Genomic DNA, 16,935 nt, shown 5'->3' with positions numbered 1-16,935 from the left:
TTGGTTTTAAAAAACGTTATAATTATAATTTCAATTTATCGAAATTCAGGAATTTCGATACTTAAAATATCGTATATGATTGTTTTACATTTGTTTATTTTTAATGGAGTCTTCGAGCTGTTTGATAAAATAAGCAGGTTTTATACCTGATTTTTTATAAAAAGCTGAAGAAAAAGACTCAGCACTATTAAATCCAAACTCTACAGCAAGTGCCTGAATAGTATATTTTCTCAATTTAGAATCCTTTTTTAAATTTTCAAGCGCATCATCTATTCTTAAGTCATTTATGTATTGTATAAAAGATTTATTTCTGTAGCTGTTAACTATTTTAGATAAATATTTAGTATTAGTTTCAAAAACAATTGATAACGATTGTACGGTAATATTAGGTTTCAAAAAGCCTTTTTCTTTCTCAAAAGAATTTAATTTCTTTAAAATTTGTTCGATCAATTCTTCGCCTATTCCAATATCATCGGTTTTAGAAATGGCAGTTTTGTTATTTTTTGTGCTTTCATTTTCTTTTTCCTGAAAATCTTTGTCTGCAGTTTCCTTCATTATTTTTTCAAATCGGGAACGATACTTTTTTTTATGTCGAAATTGATAAAACCCAAATGCCGATACTGTAATCATTCCTAAAATTAAAATGCCATTTCCCCAAAACGATTTTACTTTATCTTCTTTTAAGGATTTAATAAGATTTTCTTTTTCCGACATTAAATGCGGAATATCGTATTCGTTTCTTAAAAAAGTATTTAAATTTCTATATTTCTTTTGCAGGACACTATCAATAGCCATATTTTTTGAAATATATTTAAGCTGATTTTCTTTGTCTCCTAAATTTTTATAATAACGAATCAAATAAGGATAACCATCCATAAATTCTGTCGTTATTTCCTTTGTTTTAGAATAAATAGAATCAACTTTCAGGTAATTTTTTACAGCATTTTCTTTTTGCCTTAATCCATCGTAAGCTTTTCCCAAATAAAAATAACAAGCCATAGTATTTCCAGTGTACTTGTACTCTTCAATTTTAGGCAAAGCCTTATGAATGCTATCAAGAGCTGCGTTATAATTTTTTCTTAAAACTTGATTTGCTCCTTCATTTAAAACAAATGAATAATGCAAAGCCATATTGCCAGTGAGTTTAGTTTCCCATAACCCTAATTTATTATAATAGGTAGTCGAATCAATATTTTTTAATGATCTGTAACAGTTAGCCATTCCAAAAATGATATATTGAAAGTTGTCTGCATATTTTTTTGATCTGTAATTTTTGGTTTTGTAAAAACGAAAACATTCTTTATATATATCCAGTGCTTCTTTATAATCTCCAAGATCTTCAGATTTAGTGACTGCAATATAACCTCTTACTACATAGTAATAATTTAGGTTTGTTTGAAGTGCTATTTTTTCAGCCAACTTATAATTAAGCATCGCTTCTTCAAACTTAAATTGTCTTTTAAGAAAATCAGCTTTTTCACAATATGCAGCGACAGGAAAAGATCTGTCATTTATACCAGTCGAGTATTTTATAACGCTATCAAGATATTGAATTGCTTTATTCATATCTGAATTATAATACAGTAGGGCAGTTAAATAATTACCACGCGCTTTTCTAATCCTATTATTTTCTTTGTAAGCCTTCGCCATGTAGGCGTCCTTATATAAAATCTGTTTCTTGATATTATTCTCATTATCAAAATAAAGTTTATGTAATTCATCAAAAGATAATTTCATAAGTTCTTGCTTTGATTCTTGAGCCGATATAAAAATAGGGAATAGTAGTAAACAGGAGATTTTAAGAAATTTCAACAAAGTCATAGCTGTAGGTTTGCTACAAAAATAAAGTATATGTACGAATTCTCACTATTAACGTGTGTATTTTTATTTGGTTTTAAAATTCTGATTAGTAGTGTTTTATTTTTTTTTGTGTGGTGCAAAATTCAGTAGTTCAATATCTAAATACAGAAATCAGACATATAGTATTTGCGAGTAATATAATGTTTTTTAATATTCCTCATATAATAACGGTGTCTCATTACTATTGCTGATTTTTGAGATCTTAAGGCTGCTATCATAAACTTTATTTCATAATATAAGTCCTTATCGTTTTGTTAGGCAATGTTTTCTGCAACGAGAAATTACCGATAACTTTTTGTACTTAAACTGTTTTTTGTAAACATGGCTTTTTGCAATATATGCAGAAGCTGGGAATTTTGGTCTTAAATATCTTTTGTAAAAAAATGGCTCTGTCCAGATAAACTAATGCTTTCTCAACAGTTTGTTTCTCGATGATAGCTTATTTAAATAAGCTTTTACATAAGGTAGTCGTTTCACTATCTTCTCTTCATTTTTCCAATAAAGCGCTTTTAATTTAGCAAACAACAGTTGTGTTAAACCATTCTTTTTGGATGAACGAATAAAAAAGTAGAAAATGATACTAAAAATACTGTGAGTAGATATTTAAAATCAAACTTGTAAGAGGAATTTATTTCAAAATTAATGGATCTGTCTGTTACAATAATCCAAAATTGAATAAAAAAATAAAATTTTAATTTATTGGTAATAAGTGTTTTATGGTTTTATTTGCTAGGAATTCCCGAATTTCCTGTCGAAATTCATGAATTCCGATGAACATAGTTTGTGCAACATTTCATCATTCTATAGTTTTGACTTCAGGAAAATGAAACTTTTTATAACAGCAAATTTTTCGTTACTACAGATTTTGAGATTTAGGTTTTTAGAATCGTCATTGAAAAAAGATTTTATGGTTTTATCAATAATTATTAATTAAAGGAATATTTCAAATAAAAAGTGAATAAAGAAATCAATTATATACCATTTGATAAGTACATATTGAGAACGCCCTATCTTACATTTAATGAAGTAAACGATCTAAATGTAAATAAGGTAAGAGAATTGTGTATCAATCCGGCAGTTTCTGAAGCAATTTATTTGGCATCACCAGAACTACATCAGGAAATGCTTAAATATTTGCAAAGAGACCATCAGGATACGGATGAAAAGTTAGTGTTTTCTTTATTAAAATATTTGTTAAGAATGGGAACACGTTGTACACCATTTGGATTATTTAGTGGCTGTTCAGTTGGTAAAATTGAAAATGAAACAAACATCGTTTTAAATAATTCTGTTGATTATAAAAGGGTTACGCGTTTAGATATGAATTATTTATGTGCTCTTTCTCAAAAATTAGAATCAGATAGAGAAATCAGAGATGAACTTTTATATTTTCCAAATACTAGTTTATATACTATAGGAAATGAAATGAGATATGTTGAATATCAATACATCGATACCAATAGAAAACATTTTTTAATGTCTATTGATGCCAGTGAATTTATTGATGAAATACTTAAAAAAGCAGAAAATGGCATAACGATTAATGCGTTAGCTTCTTTTATAATCGAACCAGAAATTACATTAGATGCTGCGACAGACTTTGTACATGAATTAATTGACAGTCAGATATTAATTAGTTCGATTTCTCCCACAGTTACCGGTAGAGATTATTTTGAAGTATTGAGAAATGAAGTGAAATCAAAAACAATTGTAAGCAAGTTTAATGAAATTAAGGACAAATTAGAAATACTAGATGCTAATAAAAAAGGTGATAACTTATTATTGTATAGTGAGATAGAAGCAATTGGTTCTTTCTTAGATATTGAAGTAAATAAAAAATACCTTTTTCAAACAGATCTTAATGTGACTTTTAAAGAAAATAGTCTTGATTCTAAAATTATCGAAGATGTTAAAGAGGGATTGAAGGTATTAAACAAAATGGCTTCCAATATAGAAAATAAAAAGTTGGACCATTTTAAAAAGAACTTTCAAAAACGATTTGAAGATGAAGAGGTACCCGTAGCATTGGCATTAGATGTCGAAACAGGAATTGGATTTGGAGAAGAGCATGAAAATTCAGATGCCTTTAGTATTTCAGAACTTGTAGATGACATATCAGTAAAAATTCCGGAGGCAAGAAAAAAAGGTAACCCGGTAAAAAAGGTTTCCAGTACAAAATTGGGCAAACTTTTATTTAACAAAATAGTATCAGGTTTTGATAATAAAGAAAAAACAATCGAATTAAAAGAAGAAGATTTTTTTGGTTTCAAAGAAAGTTGGGATGAAGTGCCCAATACTTTTTCGTCTGTGATTAAAATTTTTGAAACCGATAAAATGAAACCACTTATCTATTTATCAAATTTTGGAGGCACAACAGCAGCTAATTTATTAAGCAGGTTTAGCCATGTAGATACAGATATATACAATTTTATAGAAGAAATAGTAGTTAAGGAAAATTCTGAAAATGCAATTTTTGCCGAAATAGTGCACCTGCCTCAAGCGAGAGTTGGAAATGTGCTGTCCAGGTCTAATTTAAGGAATTATGAAATTCCTTATCTGGCTAAAAGTGCACTGCCAAGAGACAGACAGTTACCGATATCAGACCTTATGGTTTCTTTAAGGAACGGGCGTATTGTACTGAGGTCGAAGACGAAAAACAAAGAAGTCATTCCAATTTTGTCCAATGCCCATAATTTTAATGCGGATCCATTGCCCATATATAGTTTTTTAGCTGAAATACAAGCTCAAAATTCCAGAGCTCATTTTGGATTTGACTGGGGTGATATTTTAATAGATCAGGCTTATTTGCCAAGAGTGATGTATAAGAATATTGTTTTTTCATTAGCAACCTGGGCATTAAAAAAAGAAGAATTGTTGAGGTTAAAAACAATGGAACAACTGAGCAGCTGGAAAGAAATTAAATCTATTCCCGACAGAGTTCAGATAATTGATTTTGACAATAATTTGTTTATTGATTTTAAAAATGAATTAAGTTGTAAAATGTTCTTGTCTCTAATTAAAAACAAAGAATCTTTAATTCTGAAAGAGTATTTATTTAATGAAAATAAAGCACTTATAAAAAAGGATGAAAAAGCGGTAGAAAATGAATTTATTCTTTCGTTCTATAAAGAAACGTTATGAAAAATAGTGTAATTAAACCAATACGATCGTTTATAGCCGGAAGTGAATGGCTGTATTACAATATATATTTGGGACCCGAAACCTCTGACAAGTTTTTGATTTTTACACTTTTGCCCTTAACTCAGATGCTGATTCAGGAAGGCACTATAGATAAATGGTTTTACATACGATATAGTGATGAAAATGGCTCTCATTTAAGAGTGCGATTTCATTTGTGTAACACTAAAGATACCGGTAAAATTATTTTAAAGCTTTATAATTTGGTTATGCCTTATCTAGATGAAAGATCAATATCTGACATTACAGTTAACACCTATAAAAGAGAACTAGAGCGATACGGATTTCGTACAATTGAAGAATTTGAGTCATTATTTTTTGTAAACAGTCAGCTAATATTAAAACTAATACTGCTGGCAGAAGACAGTCAGGAAAACAGATGGCTTTATGGTATGAAAGCAATAGATGCTTTTTTAGAAAGCTGCGGTTATAGTTTGGGGCAAAAAAAAGAATTACTGGAATCTCTAAAAACAAATTTTGGAAATGAATTTGGTATCGATAAAGAAATAAGAAAGCAACTAAGTAAAAAATACAGGGATAACAAATATAAAATAGAAGCTGTTTTTAATGATAAAAACCCAGAGTTAGATCCTATGATTAAAGTATTTGCAGAAGAAAGTAAAGTTTATTTTGCAATAATACTCAAAAAAATGAAGGTAGATATTCTGGATAAATCTGTAATAATAGAAGATTTTCTGGCGAGTTACATACACATGCATTGCAACAGGCTTTTTAAATCCAAACAACGTAAGAACGAATGGGTTTTATACGACTTATTATATGAATATTATTATAGTAAAATAGCGAGATTTAAATATTCTTCAACAAAAGAAGAGCAAAAAAATCTTATACAAATCTAAAAATGAGGAGAATATTTTTACTAACAATTTTAAGTATTTCTTATTTTATTGGTAATGCACAAAATTTCAATCCCAAAATTTTGAATTTACCTGAGAATCCTTCAAATGGCGATTTTTCTTTTTTAAAAGAAGAATTAAAGGATGTACAGGTATTAATGTTGGGAGAGAAAACACATTATGATGGAAATGTTTTTGAGATAAAAACAAAGATCATTCAATATTTGCATAACGAAATGGGGTTTAATACCATCGCATTTGAATCTGGAGTTTATGATGTTTGGAAAGCTCAGAATAAAATTAAGAAAGGAGCCAGCGTGCCATTGGCTTTAAAAAATTCTTTATTTTCTATCTGGTCCGGGAAAAAAGAATTTCAAAGTTTTGTTCAATTTTATGATACAAACCAGTCAAATCTCAAATTATTTGGTTTTGATAATCAAATTACAGGAAAATATGGAGACGAAAACTTATTTATTGATCTGTTTGAATATTGCAATAACAATCAGTTAGAGTTTAAATTAGATAGAGGAGATTTAGAATTGCTGATGGAATCAATCAATTACTCTTTTGTTTTTGATGAAAATGATATTACGTACAGCAAGTATAAATCATCTTTTGAAAATTTATTAAAAGCAATTGATAAAAAGCCAAAAACAGAAACAAATTTTTACTGGACGCAAATAATAAAGAGTTTGCTGTCATTGGGTGAAAACTGTTATTTAAAAAAAACACAAATTTTAAGTCCCTTTAATACAACGTCTGATGATAACAGAAGAGATAAACAGATGGCTGATAATCTTTTGGAATACATTAAAGAGCATCCGGATGAAAAGATAATTTGCTGGGGGGCAAATCAACATTTTGTCAATAATATGTCTTCTTTACGTACTCCGGTTCTCAAAGATTTTGTTCCTATGGGGGCTTATATAAAAAAAGCATTAAAGAAAAGTGTTTACAGTTTAGCGGCAGTGACAGCTTATGACTCGATTTTTTTGGGAGGAAAATGGAACAGAACTTTAATAGATCATAAGTCTTTTGAATATTATTTAAAAAGCAAAAATATTCCTCACATGTTTATTTCATCAAAACAAGAGGAATTGGAAAAACCACAGTTAAATAGGTTGTTTAGTCCGGAGGTTTTTGTTGAAGCAAAATTAAATTCAATTCATGACGGGTATTTTTATTTTAATAAAGTAAATCAGTCTACCTCAATTGCAGATACTGAAAATAAATTACAGTCAATAAATAAAAATATTGTAAATAATGATAGTCACAAAGCGGTTATTGATGATCCAAAACAATATAAAGAAAAGTGGATTGCCTTAAACGAAGTTATTGTTCGAGGAAGAAAGTATCCTTACAGTATTGTAAAAAAGGCGATTATAAATAAAAAAAACAATTATCCTGTAATCGACTTTAATTCAAAATTGACTTCAAATATTGATGTTAAAGTTCAGGATAGCACAAAATTGAATCTTGATTTTATTGCAAAGCAATACGAACTTGGTTATGATAAGATAAATCGAAGTTATTATCAGCTAAAAGAAATACGCTGGAATATAAAAAAGGGCTACGCTCCAAAAAGTTTGAGTTCTGATTTTTTTTATGTTTATCGCAGTAACCCTATAATTTTTGGTAAGTATTTAGAGGAGAAAAAGTTTAAAAAATTTGTTTTTAAAGAAGATGATGAGATAATGTATAACAACGAGGAAGTTTATGTAATCAATTTTTCTACACTTCGGGATCAATACAGTTATACCAACAGAAATTTTTTGTGTGATTTTTCAGGAACATTGTACATAAACAAGGATGATTATGCTATCGTAAAAGTAATTGAGAAATGGGAAATTAAAAAATACGACAGCAGTTTTGATAAAATGATAGAATTGCAGGGCTGGCCGAAAAATTATATTCAAAAAGAATCAACCTTAGAGATTACAGAGACTGATTTTAAAAAAATAAACGGACTTTATTATATAAGTGAAATGAAAAATAGTATTTACGGTAACATAATAGACAAAGATAATCGTACTCATCCATTTAAAATTGTTGTCAATTCATTTTGGGATGATTTTAATGTATTAAAGCCTGACAAATTTACATACCGTCAAGAGCAAACTTTATTTGAAAAAGCCCAATACAACAAAACATTTTGGGATAATTATGACCTTCTTCAATAAATTACAGAACACTGGGAGAAAGCTAAAAATCCTTTAAAAAAAGAGTAGGCTAAAACATAAAATTATTTCAAAATAAAAAAAATGCAATTAAACAAAAAACAATTTCAGTATTAAATATGAAAGAAACGAAAACTGTAAATGGTGGGTTTACATCACTTTATAGTTGCATTGCTTCAGATAATGATCGCGCTTGTTGTCGTCGTGCGGCCGCAGAAGAGTTGATGAATCAGTAACATAATTAAATTTTAATAAAGAATAAATCTGCGCAGGTTTTAGGAAGCAGCTGAAAATCCTATATAACAGAGTAAGCAATACATATAATTTTATTAACCATGAAAAAATTACAATTAAACAAAAAAACAGTTTCAGTGTTAGACAAAAAAGAAATGAAAACCGTAAACGGTGGATTTACATCAATTTTCAGCTGTAGTGCTTCTAATGGAGACAGAGGCTGTTGTCGTCACGAAGAAGAAAATTACTAAATAGTTTTAGCAGGTGCTTGTTTACAAGCACCTGCTTTTTAATGTACAAAATGAATTAAGCTTTAGTTAAAAAAATGGATAGTTTATTTAAAAAAATGGATAGTTTATTTAAAAAGATGGATAAAATTTTATTTGCATCTGCAAAAAATATGTTGAGACCTGTAATTAATCATGATTTGGGAGTTTTGATTTATTTTGCTGCGAGATACAAAATAAATAAGGAGCAGTTATATAAAAAAAAATGCATTTTTTTATTAAATAAGTTTATAACCATTTTTAATGATCATGAATATTTAAGAGGAACTTTTGATGGCTTTGAAAGTGTGTTTCTAACCATCAAATATCTTGAAAAATGTGAAATTATCGATGATGCCAGCTCCTTTCTTGAAGAAATAGAAGATAATTTATATCAATCTATAATGAATGATGTAGAAGAAAATATGTTTGAAGTTTTTTACGGAAGTATAGGTAAAATACAATATTTTCTGAATGCCGATAAAATTAAGGAAGAGAAAATTTCTAAGCTAATTAATCAATTAGTCAATTCTTTATGGGAAAACAGAAAAGAAATTGAAGGTCAGATTTATTGGGTCGATAAAGTAAAACATGATGAAGAATTAGAAGTTATAGATCTTGGTTTGGCACATGGTATTTGTGCTGTTTTGATTTTTTGTGTAAGGCTAAAACAACTTCAATTTAATAATCCCCATTTAGACGATTTAATTTTTGGAATTATAAAAACCTTTAAAAATGCAGAAAATGCCGTTAAAGGAACTTCTTTCTTTCCAGATGTTTATAGTATAAAAAACAAACACCTTAATTTAATTAATAGCAGACCAGCCTATTGTGTTGGTGATTTGCCCATTTCTTATGCATTTTGTTATGCAGGCAGAGTTATGAATAATGAAGAGTGGATTCGATATTCTAAAAAAATAATAAAAATAAATGCTCATGCAACAGTGTCAACTTCTTCACTATACTATTTTGAAGAATATGATTTCTTTGACATTGGATTTTGTCATGGAATAAGCAGTTTTTTATTTTTATTTCATAAAATAAACAAATATCATGAAAATGATTTTATAGATTTTAAGATAGATTATTGGAAGAAAGAACTAATTAAGAACATTTCTAAAATTATAAAATTTAAAGAAACTATTTATTACTCGCACCCTTATAATGAGGTACGATATAAAGCTCCGGTAGAAAAAAACTCCTTTTTAAATGGTTTAACTGGCGCTGCTTTAGCATTATTAGCCGTAGAATATAATGAAACAGATTGGAGTAGTTTTTTATGTCTTAACGAATAAATTGCTTATTGCTTTGTAACAAATTCAATAGGTTAAATAAGGAGTTTTTAAAATTAATTAGGTAAAGAAGATTAATAATCTTCGACAAATAATGAATAGAGATGAATGGATTCCCATTTTTAATACAAGCCGATGCTAAAGATTGTGGACCAACCTGCATAAAGATAATTGCAAAACATTATGGTAAAACTATTCATATTCAGGATTTAAGAAATTACAGTGAAACCACTCGGGAAGGAAGTAATTTGCTCTTTTTAAGTGATGCTGCTGAAATGGTTGGTTTTAGGACATTAGGAATTAAAACAGATGCAGACACACTAAGTGAGATTCATTTGCCATGCATTTTGCATTGGAATAAAGATCATTATGTAGTGTTGTATAAAATCAAAAAAGAAACCTATTATATTTCAGATCCGGCTTTTGGTTTAATAGAATATAATAAACAAGATTTTATTAAATTCTGGATTGGAAATAATGCATACGAATCGACTCAGGAAGGTATTTTATTAATGCTGGAAGCCACACCAAAATTTTTTCAATCTGATTTTGATAAAGAAGAAAACAGAGGATTAGGTTTCAAATTGCTATCACAATATGTATTAAGGTACAAGTCATTTTTGATACAGCTTAGTATAGGATTGCTGGCAGGGAGTTTATTGCAGCTTATTTTTCCGTTTTTAACGCAAAGTATTGTCGATGTTGGAATACAAAACCAAAACATTCACTTTATCTATTTAATTCTTTTTGCACAATTATTTCTTTTTGCGGGAAAAACTGGTATAGAGCTTATAAGAAGCTGGATATTGCTTCATCTATCAACGCGAATAAGTATTTCACTTATTTCAGATTTCTTCATAAAATTAATGAATCTGCCAATTTCATTCTTTGATGTTCGAATGACCGGAGACATAATGCAGCGTATTAATGATCATCACAGGATAGAGAAAATCCTGACCACATCATCATTAAATGTTTTGTTTTCTGTATTAAACATGGTCGTTTTAGGCGGTGTTCTAGCGTATTTTAACCTACAAATCTTTTTTGTGTTTTTTGCAGGTAGTATCCTTTATTTTGGGTGGATTACTTTATTTTTAAAAAGACGGGAAGCAATTGATTACAAGCGCTTTGCTGAGGTTTCGCAAGAGCAGAGCAAAGTAATGGAACTTATTAATGGTATGCAGGAGATTAAACTGCATAATGCCGAAAAACAAAAGCGCTGGGGTTGGGAATATGTTCAGGCTAGATTATTCAGGGTTTCGATAAAAGGATTGATTTTAGAGCAGACACAGTCGACAGGATCATCTGTAATTAATGAATTAAAAAACATTTTTATAACATTTTTATCAGCCAAATTAGTAATAGAAGGCTCAATTACACTCGGGATGATGTTGGCTATCAACTCAATTGTAGGAAGTTTAAATGGACCCATAGCACAGCTTATTCTGTTTGTTCGCGAGTTTCAGGATGCTAAAATTTCATTGGCAAGACTGTCTGAAATTCACGAAAAAGAAGATGAAACACAGCAGGAAGAACATCAAACCGGCGAAGTTCCGTATGATTCAGATATTGATATCAGAAATCTTTCGTATCGCTACCTGGGATCAGATCTTCCGGTTTTGGACGATTTGACTTTGAAAATTCCAGCCAATAAAATAACAGCTGTCGTTGGCGTCAGCGGAAGCGGAAAAACTACTTTAATGAAATTGCTGCTAAAGTTTTATGAACCTGAAAAGGGAGAAGTTACTATTGGCAATTCACAATTGAAAAACATCTCACAAAAAGCCTGGCGATCGAATATTGGAGCTGTAATGCAGGAAGGATTTATTTTTAGCGATACAATTGCCAATAATATTGCCATTGGTGTTGATAAAGTAGATAAAGAGCGTTTGGTTTATGCCGCAGATGTAGCGAATATTAAGGAGTACATTAGTGAACTTCCGTTGGGATTTAATACAAAAATTGGTACCGAAGGATTAGGAATGAGTACCGGACAGAAACAAAGGTTATTAATTGCAAGAGCAGTTTATAAAAACCCTGAAATATTGTTTTTTGATGAAGCCACATCTGCCTTAGATGCTAATAATGAAAAAGAGATTATGCGAAAACTGAATATTTTCTTCAAAAACAAAACCGTTGTGGTAATTGCACATCGATTAAGTACCGTCATGAATGCAGACCAAATTGTGGTTTTAGATAAAGGAAAAATCATTGAAATAGGAAATCATGCTACATTGGTAGAACAAAAAGGAAATTATTTTGAGCTCGTTCGCAATCAATTACAATTAGGAAGTTAATCATGACTGAAGATATTACATTTGAATTAAGAAGTGAAGAAGTACAGGATATTCTCACCAAAGTACCACATTGGATGATACGTTGGGGTACCCTTTTTATATTTGTCATTATTTTTATGCTGTTTTTCGTATCGTGGTTTATCAAATATCCGGATGTTGTAACTACCGAAATTGTAATTACAACCAATATTCCGCCTGAGAAAATAGTTTCGAAAACCTCGGGTAGGATTGAAGCAATTTTGGTTAAGGACAAATCTATTGTGTCAAAAAACAGTACGCTGGCTATTATTGAAAATACTGCCAGTTATAAAGATGTTTATTTGTTGAAAAGCATAGTCGATCAGTATAATATTAATGATACTAAAAATGAGTTTCCTTTTGCTTTGCTAAAAAGTGCGCAATTAGGTGAAATAGAAAGTGCTTTTGCTGTTTTTCAAAAAGATTATCAGGCAGAGCAATTAAATAAAAACCTGCAGCCTTTTGAAGTCGAAAACCAAGCTCAGATTTCTGAAAAAGTTCAGATCAGAGAAAGATTGGATATTCTGCAGCAGCAAAAAGTAATTAACGAAAGCGAATTACAGCTTCAAAAAAATGAGATTTTGCGTTTTGAGACATTATTCAATAAAGGAATTATCTCGGCTCAGGAAATGGAAGTGAAGAAGTTAAGTTATCTTCAGGCTCAAAAAAGTTATAGAAGTCTCTTATCGTCTATTTCTCAGTTAAAGTCTTCTTTGATTGATAACTCAAAATTAAGTCAGAATACACAAATAAGCGGTACTAAAGAGGAAGTCACTTTAGGTCGAAACATGGCACAATCCTTTTATCAGCTGAAAAAAGTAATAAAAGATTGGGAATTGGCTTACACCCTAAAGTCATCAGTAAATGGTGTAATTACCTTTCTGCAGGTTTGGACCGAGAACCAGACCATAAATGTTGGAGACAATGTCTTTTCTATAATTCCAAGTACAAAAAATGGTTTCGTAGGAAAAGTAAATGCCCCAGCTTTGAATTCAGGAAAGATAAAGGTAGGACAAATTGTAAATATCAGACTGGCAAATTATCCTGACAGAGAATTTGGCGTACTAAAAGGCAGAATAAAAAACATATCACTTGTTCCGGATAAAGATGGAAATCTCTTGTTGGATGTTTCACTTACAAACGGACTACAGACTTCTTATAAAAAACAAATCCAATTTCAGCAGGAAATGAAGGGTAGTGCTGAAATTGTGACCGAAGATTTAAGATTGATAGAAAGAATCCTGTATCAGTTCAAAAGTATTTTTCAGCAAGTTTAAAATAATAGATATACATAATTAAATCAAAAGAGTTTTTAAACCTAATAAAAAATACATTTAACTAACTTTTGAGTGTTTTTATACAGATTAAAAACTGGCTTAAAGCAAAAAACCTGCAAATTCGGAACTACCTATTCTAAACCCTTGTCAATACTAGATATCCATTTTTAAAATGCAGCGTGACATCATCTGCCAAAAAACTTTAGACTCGTGAATATTGTTACAAACGCCTTAATTTTTTTTGTGGAAAATAAGGTCCCAACTCCAAACCCTTATTGGCACGACGTTGCCACAAAAATTTAAACATACTTTTTAAATATTTTTGTAGCTTTTTTTGTAGTTTAACTCCTTTAAAATGAATGATATAATTAATAATGAATTGTAGAAATAAAATAGAACTTTTTATATACAAAAGATTGAAAAGAGCAAATAATTAATATTTGCTCTTTAAAACGTCTTTAAAATTTAACAAAATCGTAGCCCGCTTTTTAGGTTATCTTTTAAAGATGAACTATGTCAATTGCACTGGCTTATAAGATTGTGATGATTGATAGCTTAATTTGTAAATGCAAATAACACATTATCAAAGATATAAAAATAAATATAAGTATAAACTTACTTTGTGTTAAATTTTATTTTATTAGTTTTATCACATATTCTATATTTAATAGATTTTCGTAAGTGTCAGCTAACAAAACATTTTTAAGTTATTTATGTGATGAAGAAATTTAAGATTAACCTTTGAATATAGATTGGTTTTTACAAATTTTTAAAGCTAATCAATCCTAAATTAGCTAGTGAACACAATTTTTTCCATTTATAAAGTACTTATTATACAAATTTTTAAAGCTAATCAGCACTACAATAACTACTCCACACAAATTTTTGCATTTATAAAGCGCTTATTTTTACAAAAAAATAAACACTATATGGCTTATTTTAGGATGTCTTCTTCCACATTTATTTGTTTATTATTCCTCTTCTTACGTCAAGTAAAAGTTGGAAAAAACTTGACAATTGATATGTAATTGCATATCTTTGCAGTTATTATGACAGTAGCAGATAAAATAGAACGTAAAGTAAAACAGATTGCGCCGGGAGAGGTATTTGGATATGCTGCACTTGGTCTTTCTGCTGATGAATTATTGGCAGGAGCAAAAGCGCTTGGCAGACTGACTTCTAGAGGTATGGTTAAAAGAGCAAGAAAGGGATATTATTATAAACCCAAAATAAGTGTGTTCGGCGAACAGAAACCCAGGGAAGAAGTGCTGCTGGGATTGTATTTGTATGAGGACAGTAGACAGACTGCTTATGTTACGGGCACAAGGCTTTATAATAGGCTGGGGCTGACTACACAGGTTACAAATGCAGTGCGTGTTGCCTCTCAGAGCAGACAGATAAAAGGACGTGCTGGGAGTATAGCTGTAAAACCTGCGAAGAGTTATGTTAAGGTTACACCTGATAAGATTCGTTATCTTGAGATTCTGGATGTTATGAAAGATTTTAATTCTATTCCAGATATGCAGGCCAAAGACGGACTTACCTATTTAAAAAAAGAAATAGGTCGTTTAAAAAATGATGAGATTAAAAAGCTGGTATCTTACGGTATTTCATATCCTCCAAAAGTAAGAGCGCTGCTTGGAGCGGTGCTGGAAGATATAAAGGATTTCGGAGACTTAAAGAAGCTAAAGGCATCAATTAATCCAGCAAGCCGTTACCAGTATGGGATTACTGCCGAATTACTGCCTACTATTAATTTCTGGAACATAGGATAATGAATTTACATTTAGATAAAGACAGTTTTGAAGGAGCCATTGTAATTGCGGCGGAGCATTTTAAAGTTTCAGAGATTTTAATAGAGAAAGATTACTGGGTTACGTATGCACTGCAAGAGCTGTTTTCGTCTGCAGTAAAAGACAATATTGTTTTTAAAGGCGGAACATCCCTTTCCAAATGTTATAAAATTATTCACAGATTCTCTGAAGACATTGACCTCATAATTATAAAAGAGCCTGGTGATTCTGGCAACGCATTAAAAAATAAACTAAAAGAAGTAACGAATATAACAGATGATTCGATATTAAATCCTGTTGAGGATCATCCCGGTACAAATAAAAAAGGGAGCATTCGTAAAATAGTATATTCTTTCCCGAAGCTTGGCATGCAAGGACAGTATGGTGAGGTTGGAGAATTTATTGCGGTTGAGGTTTCTCATATGGGAAGTTCTGAGCCCCGCCAGACCACATATATCTGCAGCTTGATAGCAGAATATATTAAACAAAGCCAGACTCCTGAACTTATTGAAAGATTCGGGCTTGAGGATTTTCGAGTTACGGCGCTGGGAATTGAACGCACGTTCTGCGAGAAAATTATCAGTCTGGTGCGTTTTTCACATACGGAAAACCCCATTGAAGAATTGTCTAAAAAGGTGCGCCACACTTATGATCTTCATCTGCTGTTAAAGCAGGACAAAATTAAGGAATTTACTGCTTCAAAAGAATTTGACCAAATGCTGCTGCAGGTCGGACTCGATGATGATAAGGCCATTCCTAACAATAAAGACTGGCTATATGTGCACCCTGGAGATGCACTATTATTTAAAAGTACTGCAGCTGTGTGGGAACAATTAAAGAAAATTTATACTTCTTCGTTTAAAGAAATGGTGACTGGAGAACTTCCAAAGGAGGGTGAAGTTTTGGAGACTCTGATGTTTCTATCTGGGAGAATTCAGAAAATAGATTGGCCAATAACAAAATAATATTTCAGAAAAAATTAAGTGCTCGCAAACATTTATTATTCAAATATTTGAAAAAAAGTGAATTGTCTGAGTGATTTATTTTAAACAAAAAACTAAACTGATTTACTTTAAAAAGTTAAAAAAACTGTAGATATAATAAATTATTATCCATCTATTTTCTGCTTATGATATTCTTTCAGCCATTTTTCCATTTTTTGCAATAGTTGAATTTCTTTCAGGTCACACCGGTTGGATCTGTTCCTTCCCGACAGTGGCTGATTTTTCAGCGGCAAAATCTTGAGAAAAACGGATAGCTACAGATTCGAACCTACTTATTGTAAGTGTTATTAATACTGAATTTCAATTTTGCAAAAGTCCATGTGCCACGATCTTGCCACAAAGGTGAACTTCTGTGTAATTCTGCTTTAACTTTTTTTTGGCAGAAAAGGTATCAAGTTCATTTCCAAATGTGCCACGAATGTTCCACAAAGATTTTGTTCGATTTTATAAATATTAGGCTAATTGCCCGAGGTCTAAAAAAATAAGAAGCGACATTCATATGTCCTTTTTACTTTAATAATAACTGATTATAATTTGCACTTTTATAAGTTGTAACTATAACAAAATTTTAGAATTAAAAACTGATTCGTATATTGTTCTGCTAAAATTAACTATGCCAAGTGGATACATTTTAAAATATCTGCTTTCAAACGTTTTTAAGT

10 protein-coding genes are annotated in these 16,935 nt (G+C 30.4%); 9 read left to right on the top strand and 1 reads right to left on the bottom strand.

Annotation, left to right across the window (positions count from 1 at the left end):
* Positions 1-84: 84 nt before the first annotated feature.
* Complete coding sequence (locus EV143_RS20080; protein ID WP_166638191.1) at positions 85-1,737, bottom strand: helix-turn-helix domain-containing protein; 1,653 nt, start codon at positions 1,735-1,737, stop codon at positions 85-87.
* A 1,077-nt stretch (positions 1,738-2,814) separates the two neighbouring features.
* On the opposite strand from EV143_RS20080, the gene EV143_RS20075 reads away from it, so the two are divergent.
* The 9 genes from EV143_RS20075 (at position 2,815) to EV143_RS20035 (ending at position 16,234) form a co-directional block, all read left to right on the top strand.
* A complete protein-coding gene (locus EV143_RS20075; protein WP_133509717.1) occupies positions 2,815-5,001 on the top strand; it encodes a lantibiotic dehydratase family protein in 2,187 nt (728 codons plus the stop codon).
* Entirely contained in the window at positions 4,998-5,918 is a 921-nt protein-coding gene (locus EV143_RS20070) for a thiopeptide-type bacteriocin biosynthesis protein (protein ID WP_133509716.1), read from the top strand. Before EV143_RS20075 ends, EV143_RS20070 begins: the two co-directional genes overlap by 4 nt.
* Positions 5,919-5,920: 2 nt before the next feature.
* Complete coding sequence (locus EV143_RS20065) at positions 5,921-8,095, top strand: erythromycin esterase family protein (RefSeq protein WP_133509715.1); 2,175 nt, start codon at positions 5,921-5,923, stop codon at positions 8,093-8,095.
* A 332-nt stretch (positions 8,096-8,427) separates the two neighbouring features.
* Positions 8,428-8,577: a class I lanthipeptide gene (locus tag EV143_RS20060; RefSeq protein ID WP_133509714.1), complete on the top strand. Its 150-nt coding sequence runs from the start codon at positions 8,428-8,430 to the stop codon at positions 8,575-8,577.
* A gap of 116 nt (positions 8,578-8,693) precedes the next feature.
* A complete protein-coding gene (locus tag EV143_RS20055) occupies positions 8,694-9,887 on the top strand; it encodes a lanthionine synthetase LanC family protein (protein ID WP_166638190.1) in 1,194 nt (397 codons plus the stop codon).
* A gap of 101 nt (positions 9,888-9,988) precedes the next feature.
* Positions 9,989-12,181 (top strand): peptidase domain-containing ABC transporter, encoded by a 2,193-nt coding sequence (locus tag EV143_RS20050; RefSeq protein ID WP_133509712.1) that lies wholly within the window; start codon positions 9,989-9,991, stop codon positions 12,179-12,181.
* Between the two features lie 2 nt (positions 12,182-12,183).
* Positions 12,184-13,476 carry an HlyD family secretion protein gene (locus EV143_RS20045; protein ID WP_133509711.1) on the top strand — a complete coding sequence of 431 codons (1,293 nt, stop codon included), beginning with the start codon at positions 12,184-12,186 and terminating at the stop codon, positions 13,474-13,476.
* 1,049 nt (positions 13,477-14,525) lie between these two features.
* Positions 14,526-15,251 (top strand): DUF6088 family protein, encoded by a 726-nt coding sequence (locus EV143_RS20040; protein WP_133509710.1) that lies wholly within the window; start codon positions 14,526-14,528, stop codon positions 15,249-15,251.
* Positions 15,251-16,234: a nucleotidyl transferase AbiEii/AbiGii toxin family protein gene (locus tag EV143_RS20035; protein ID WP_133509709.1), complete on the top strand. Its 984-nt coding sequence runs from the start codon at positions 15,251-15,253 to the stop codon at positions 16,232-16,234. Before EV143_RS20040 ends, EV143_RS20035 begins: the two co-directional genes overlap by 1 nt.
* Positions 16,235-16,935 lie beyond the last annotated feature (701 nt).

It is taken from the genome of Flavobacterium chryseum (assembly GCF_004362015.1).
Classification (GTDB): domain Bacteria; phylum Bacteroidota; class Bacteroidia; order Flavobacteriales; family Flavobacteriaceae; genus Flavobacterium.
This window is presented reverse-complemented; position numbering and strand designations above follow the sequence as displayed.